This window comes from Carboxylicivirga agarovorans (assembly GCF_050589845.1).
GTDB lineage: Bacteria > Bacteroidota > Bacteroidia > Bacteroidales > Marinilabiliaceae > Carboxylicivirga > Carboxylicivirga agarovorans.
This window is the reverse complement of record NZ_JBNGPA010000022.1, coordinates 75,926-82,580: the sequence shown is the minus strand read 5'-3', so window position 1 is coordinate 82,580 and position 6,655 is coordinate 75,926. Positions and strand designations below refer to the sequence as shown.

The 6,655-nt window shown below is 37.9% G+C and carries 2 protein-coding genes; both read left to right on the top strand.

What is annotated here, in order from left to right; all coding sequences use genetic code 11:
• Nucleotides 1–374: 374 nt before the first annotated feature.
• Nucleotides 375–3,044, top strand: a complete 2,670-nt coding sequence (locus ACRD69_RS18075) for a helix-turn-helix and ligand-binding sensor domain-containing protein (RefSeq protein ID WP_430816534.1) — start codon at nt 375–377, stop codon at nt 3,042–3,044.
• Nucleotides 3,045–3,563: 519 nt separating this feature from the next.
• On the top strand, nt 3,564–6,635 hold the full coding sequence (locus ACRD69_RS18070; RefSeq protein ID WP_430816533.1) for a SusC/RagA family TonB-linked outer membrane protein: 3,072 nt from the start codon (nt 3,564–3,566) through the stop codon (nt 6,633–6,635).
• Nucleotides 6,636–6,655: the final 20 nt, after the last annotated feature.

Sequence of the window (6,655 nt, the reverse complement as noted above, 5' to 3'; positions counted from 1 at the left end):
AATTTACGACACAATAGAGGCTTATGTGTTTCTTATTACAAACATACAGCCTTTTTGTAAGGAGGAGAGCTGATTTACATGATGCATAGATCTATACGTTTATAAAACTTCTTTTCGAACACTAAAACCCTCGGTGCCTTGCAGGCACATCCTTTTATAAAGGACTGACCAAAGATAGCTATCGTGTGAGCTGAGGTGTTTAATGCCTGGTATGCTATTTTCCCTCCACCTGACCAAGGTGCAACTGAAGAGATTATATCCAACATAATTTAATAGAAATAAAAAAAAGAAATTAATACTTACATTTGTAACAGAATGCATAATCTGATTGCAAGGGGATCACCAGGTCTGTAAATTGCTGTGTTTCTATTGTTATGAATTTAAAAAACAACCTATTAATTACTCTATTTCTGTGTGTGGCAAGCTTTACACATGCTCTTGAATATTCATATGTTCCTGATATTACATCTTTTGACAAGAATGAGTACCGGGCCGGAAGGCAGAATTGGGATATAGAGGTTGATGCTAATAACGTTGTTTATATTGCGAATAGTAAGGGTTTACTTCGTTATGTATATGGGCAATGGATATTAAATGAATTACCTTCAGGTAAATCATTAAGGGCATTATGTATTCACAATAATAAAATTTGGTGTGGGGGAGATGAAATTGGTTACTTTGACATTGATGAAACAGGTCAGTTAAGTTACAATTATCTGGCAGACATTGATGGTGGAGTCTGGAATATTGAGGTAAATGGTGATAATGTTTACTATCAGGCAAATAGTACGATTAAAATATACAACCATAAAACCAAAAGCCTGGCACAATATACATTTCCACAGAGAGTTTCAGGATTAGGAAAGTGGCAGGGCAAAGTTTGGACTACCACTGCAGATAAAGGGTTAGGTACTTTGGATTCCGAAGGATTTACTTTTGTTTCTCCTTTTGAGCAGGCTCATAACCAGGAAGTAAGGGTGCTGTTTGAACATGATAATCATCTTTATATAGTCATGTTGAATGGAGAGGTGTTTGCTTACGATGGTAGTAAAATTAGAAAAGTGAGTATACCCGAACAATCAAGCTGTTTTTCTGCAACTCATTATGATGAAAAGACCTTTTACCTCGGCTCTATTTTAGACGGTATTATCCCTGTAAAATCAGATAATGAAGGGGCTCATATTCAAAGAAAGATACAACACCAACATGGATTGTTGGATAATACTGTTCTGTCGCTGGCTATTGATAATAATGGTAATTTATGGGCTGGCCTCGACTACGGCATTGCCAAAATTAATAAGGAGAGTTTATTAAAATCTATCATTAGTAAGGGAGCAACATATGATATTCTGTTAGATGATGATAAAACATACGTTGCAACCAACAAGGGACTATACTCTAATGAGCAATCTGGTGACTTTGCTCTTGTTCAGGGCACTCAAGGGCAGGTTTGGGGATTAAATAAGTCTTCAGCAGGTGTTTTTGCATGTCATAATAATGGATTGATTAAAATTAATAAGGCTACTGCGCAGCTCATGTATAATAATACGGGAGTGATGGATGTTGCCCAATTTGGTGATTCAAACAATTTTATATTTTCAGCCTATACCGGAATATTGTGGATGCAACAGGTCGGAACCGGTTTTGTGGAAAAACAAAACCTATGGCTATGGGGAAACCCTAAACTTAGTTATGATAGTTCCAATCGTTGCATTTGGGTGTATGGTAGCACCAGCGATTCAATTGTTCGCAGTATACATGTGTATAATGATTCATGTGTTGTGCGAGATACGAAAATGAAAGATGTTTTTGATACAGATTATGGCTTGTTGTTTTATGATGGCAATGCGCTTTATGAATTTAAGGAGGGGCATTTTGTAGAAACTCAAAGGATTTTAACCCAGAGTGTTAAGGGTGGCAATATAATCGCCCTGGAAGTTTCTGTCGATAACAATATTGCAATTTACATTCAGGATAACGAACTACGGATGATTGAGGAACTGGCCAATGGTTCAATTGTTGTTCACAATAAGCTCTTAAGTGAGGTCAATAATGATATAGTTGAGCAGTTCGAATGTTTGAAAATATATGATAAATTTCTTTATATCGGCACGGATAAAGGTGTTAGGGTATTACCCCTCAATCTTAAATATAACTATCAGGCATTAAAAGATCCTGTTATTTCAGAAATTGAAATTACTTATTCAGAGATTCATAAGCCCAAAACGTTATATTATCCATATACGAAGGAAACTTTGACACTTGAGAGTCGGGATTTTAAAACAGTAACCCTTTCTTTTGCCAGCGACAAAAAAAACAATATTGAATATCGCTACCGGCTTTTGCCTTATAATAAAGAGTGGTCAGAATGGTCCTTATCAAATAATCAAGTAGCCTATGGGGACTTAAAACCTAGAGATTACTCATTTGAATTGGAGTGCCGTTATAATGGTACGATAGAAAGAAAAACAATATTGCCCATTACAATAAAAGGCATTGGCTATTACTATCTTCGTATTGGAATAATAATTGTTATTATTCTGGCTTTCATCTTAATAGGCGTGCAATATGCCAAATACCAAAAGCTAAGGTTAAAACATAAATATGATCAGAAACGTTCGGCGGCAGAGCAGGTACAGGCACAAAAGAAACAGTTATTACAGTTTACTGAAATTATCAGGCACAAAAATGCATTTTTAGTGGACGTCAGAGAAGCCTTGGCTCAAATGAAAAACAGCGCGGCCTCACGCTGGGTCAATAAAATTGATCAGGAGATAAACCAGGAGAAAAAAGAGTTTCTGTTTTATAAGCTTTTTTCAGAAGATCATCAGGATTTTATTCAGAAAGTTTCTGCGCAATATGAAGAACTGACTCCTAATGATATTCGTTTAATATCATTTATTCGAATTAATGCCAATACAAACGAAATAGCTAAATTTCTGAATATCTCACCCAGTAGCGTAGATACCGCTCGTTACCGTTTAAGAAAGAAGTTGAAGTTAGAACATTCTCAAAACTTGTATAAGTTCATCAGAGAGTTATAGACCAATACCACACCACGAAAAGTTAGCTGACTCATGCTTATAACCAGTAATAGTTTTAAGGTAGTTAGCTTAAGCTTCATAATATGATTTAAATAAGAGGCTTCAATCTTCAATCCCTTGCCTTCATTTTATCTGTTTGGCAGGAAATATACTATCTCACAACAATTCGCTGACGAGCTTATTCAGGTAAAGATGTTCTTCGTTTTTTAGTTCAATTTTGAGTAGATGATCGCCTATTAATCAGAACAAGAAACTATATCCGCTTTAGTTAAGTGACTTCTGATGACAGTATGGAGATAATGACCTTTAAAAAAGTTTATGCTTCTATAGGTGCTGATTAACAGTGCTTAACAAATCCCTGTCTATAGAATATCCATACCTGATCTGGTCTGTCTACCATGTGTCTATGGTCTTTTTTGTGTCGCCTGCTTCCTATATCATAGTTTTACATTCATCACATACAAATCAAAAACTAACGAGTCATGAAAGGGACTAAATCTGTTAAAAAGTAAAGTTACTATGAAAAGATTAAAACTATTATTAGTTGCATTGCTATTGTGTAATGTAACAGGCATGTTTGCTCAGTCTTTATCTGTATCCGGAAAGGTTACTGATGATACTGGTAGTGGCGTACCCGGAGTTAATATACTCATAAAAGGTACGCAAAAGGGGGTGATTTCCGATATGGATGGCAACTATGTTATTGACAATGTTTCTGTTGATGATGTGTTGGTATTCTCATTTATTGGTTTGGAGACTCAGGAAATTAAAATTACAAATACTAACACTTCAGGTGGCCTTAATATAGTAATGGTGTCAGGCAGTATCGGACTTGATGAAGTAATTGCGGTTGGTTATGGTACGCGAAAGAAAAGCTCATTAACAGCAGCTATATCATCCGTAGGGGAAAAGGATATCGAAAAAACTCAGAACCTCAGAGTTGAGCAGGCATTACAGGGACGTACAGCCGGAGTTACTGTAACCAGCAGTTCTGCACAGCCAGGGGCTGGAATGTCGGTACGCATCCGTGGTGCAGGTACCAATGGGAATTCTGACCCGCTATATATTGTAGACGGACTGCCTGTGGGTGGTATCGATTATTTGAACCCTGGTGATATTGCCAGTATGGAAATACTAAAAGATGCGGCATCTTCATCTATCTATGGTGCACGTGGTGCCAATGGTGTTGTATTGATCACAACTAAAAAAGGTAAAGCACAGACCTTCACGGTGTCGTATGACGGTTACCACAGTATTCAGAATCCGGAGCGTAAATTATCACTGATGGATGCTGACCAATATGTGCTTTTTTACAATGAAGCTCAGTTAAATGACGGGGTCAGACCAATGGATTTTAATCGTCGTGCCAATACCGACTGGCAAGATGAGATCTACAATAAGAATGCGCCTATGATGAACCATAGCGTGACCCTAAACGGCGGTACAGAGAAAGCAAAGATCTCAAGTGGTATATCTTATTTTGGTCAGGAGGGTCTGGTTGCTCCTGATAATTCAAACTACAGCCGTATTACAGCTCGGGTAAATGCAGAAACAAAGAGCCACAACGATAAGTTACGCACAGGTACTTCATTGTATTACTCAAATATTGAAAGTAGTGGAATTTCTGTTAACAATATCTACGGCGGTCCTCTGGCATCTGCCTATAACTTAGATCCTCTGACACCTGTGCGTGATGAAAATGGTGAGTATGGCGTATCAGAATACGTAAGTCAGGGTATTACCAATCCTGTTGGTAAAATGGAGTATTTGCATTCGCAAACCCGAACAGACAAGTTTGTGGGTAATATGTTTGTTGAATACAGCTTTTTAAAGAACCTGAAATTCAAAAGTTCATATGGTATCGACCTGGCTTATGTTACCTGGGAAGACTATAACCCGGTTTACAAACTAAGCCCGTCTGATTATAACCTGGTCGACGATGTACAAAAAAGTATGACGCGTTACTTTAATCACAACTGGGAAAATGTCATTACCTATGATCTGGACCTTAACAAGCACAGTATTAATGCTGTTGCAGGTAGTACAATTTTAGAAGAAACATCTCACAGCCTTTGGGGAAGTGGTGTTGATATAACTAAAACACCTAAAGGTGAAGACTACGCTTACATTGATAATACCATTAGCGATAAAGAAACCCGTAACTCAAGCGGTGGTAAAGGAATTCCTAACCGTTTAGTATCGTTCTTTTCCCGGGTTAATTACGATTTTAATGAAAAGTACTTCTTTTCTGCTACATTCAGGGCCGATGGTTCATCACGATTCGGACCAGATAATAAGTATGGTTACTTTCCTTCTCTCTCAGGTGGATGGGTACTGACCAATGAAAATTTTGCCGCCTCACTTAAAGGTTTTACCAATTTCATTAAACTAAGAGCAAGTTGGGGACAAAATGGTAGTAATCACATCGGTAACTTTGTTTATGTATCAAACATTTCAGATGCAGGTGCTTATGTTATCGGAAACCCGCTTACAAGCGGAACGTCAATGCAGGGCCTGGCACCTAATACCATTCCAACACCTGATATTCGTTGGGAAACATCCGAACAAACCGATATTGGTTTAGATGCGCATTTCTTTGATAGTAAAATCACCTTTACATTTGACTATTACAATAAGTTAACGAAAGATTTGCTTCTGGCGGTTAAAATTCCGGGACACTATGGTAGTAATTCACCCATTGATAATGCCGCTGAGGTCCGCAACCGTGGTTATGAATTTGAGTTTGGTTACAATAATAAATCAGCTTCATTTAACTGGGGTGTAAATGCTAATATCTCATTTAATGATAACGAAGTTACTTATATCGGCAATGATGAGAAGGTATTGGGTGGAGCCACTGTTCAAACCTATGGAATGGTTACCAGAGCTGAAGAAGGTGAACCATTAGGCTACTTTTGGGGATACGAAACAGATGGTTTATTCCAAAATCAGACAGATATTGATAATATGCCGGTTTCTGTTAATGAGAATGGCGATATTGTAAAAATGTTGCCTGATGCACAGCCGGGTGATGTGCGTTTTATTGACCAAAATGGTGATGGTATCTTAGATGACAATGATAAGATAAACCTGGGTAACTCTAATCCTGTGTATTTCTATGGTTTATCATTGTTTGCCGATTGGAAGGGCTTTGATGTTTCAGTGTTCATGCAAGGCGCAGGAGGGCACCAGATTGCGAATTTGTCACGTCGCTTAGATGCAGGATTAACAAATCTGCCGGAAACCATGCTGAACCGTTGGACCGGAGAAAACTCAACTAACAGTGAGCCACGTGCTTCAATTGAAGACCCTAACAAAAACTATAGCCGTTTCTCAGACAGGTATGTTGTTGATGCTGACTATTTACGCGTTAAGAACGTACAATTGGGCTATACTTTCAGTAAAACCGCACTTTCACGTTTAAAAATAGAACACTTAAAGCTGTATGTAGCTGCTCAGAACCTTTACACCTTTACCGATTATCCAGGTGTTGATGTGGAGTTTGGTTCAGGTACCATCAATTCAGGAGTTGATACTGGTACATACCCTCAGGCCAGAACTTTTACTGTTGGTATGAATTTAAGGTTTTAATTGAAACAGATGTTTGAATC

Coding starts and splice junctions, on each gene's coding strand:
- ACRD69_RS18070 (WP_430816533.1), top strand. CDS start 3,564: ATGAAAAGATTAAAACTATTATTAGTTGCATTGCTATTGTGTAATGTA.
- ACRD69_RS18075 (WP_430816534.1), top strand. CDS start 375: ATGAATTTAAAAAACAACCTATTAATTACTCTATTTCTGTGTGTGGCA.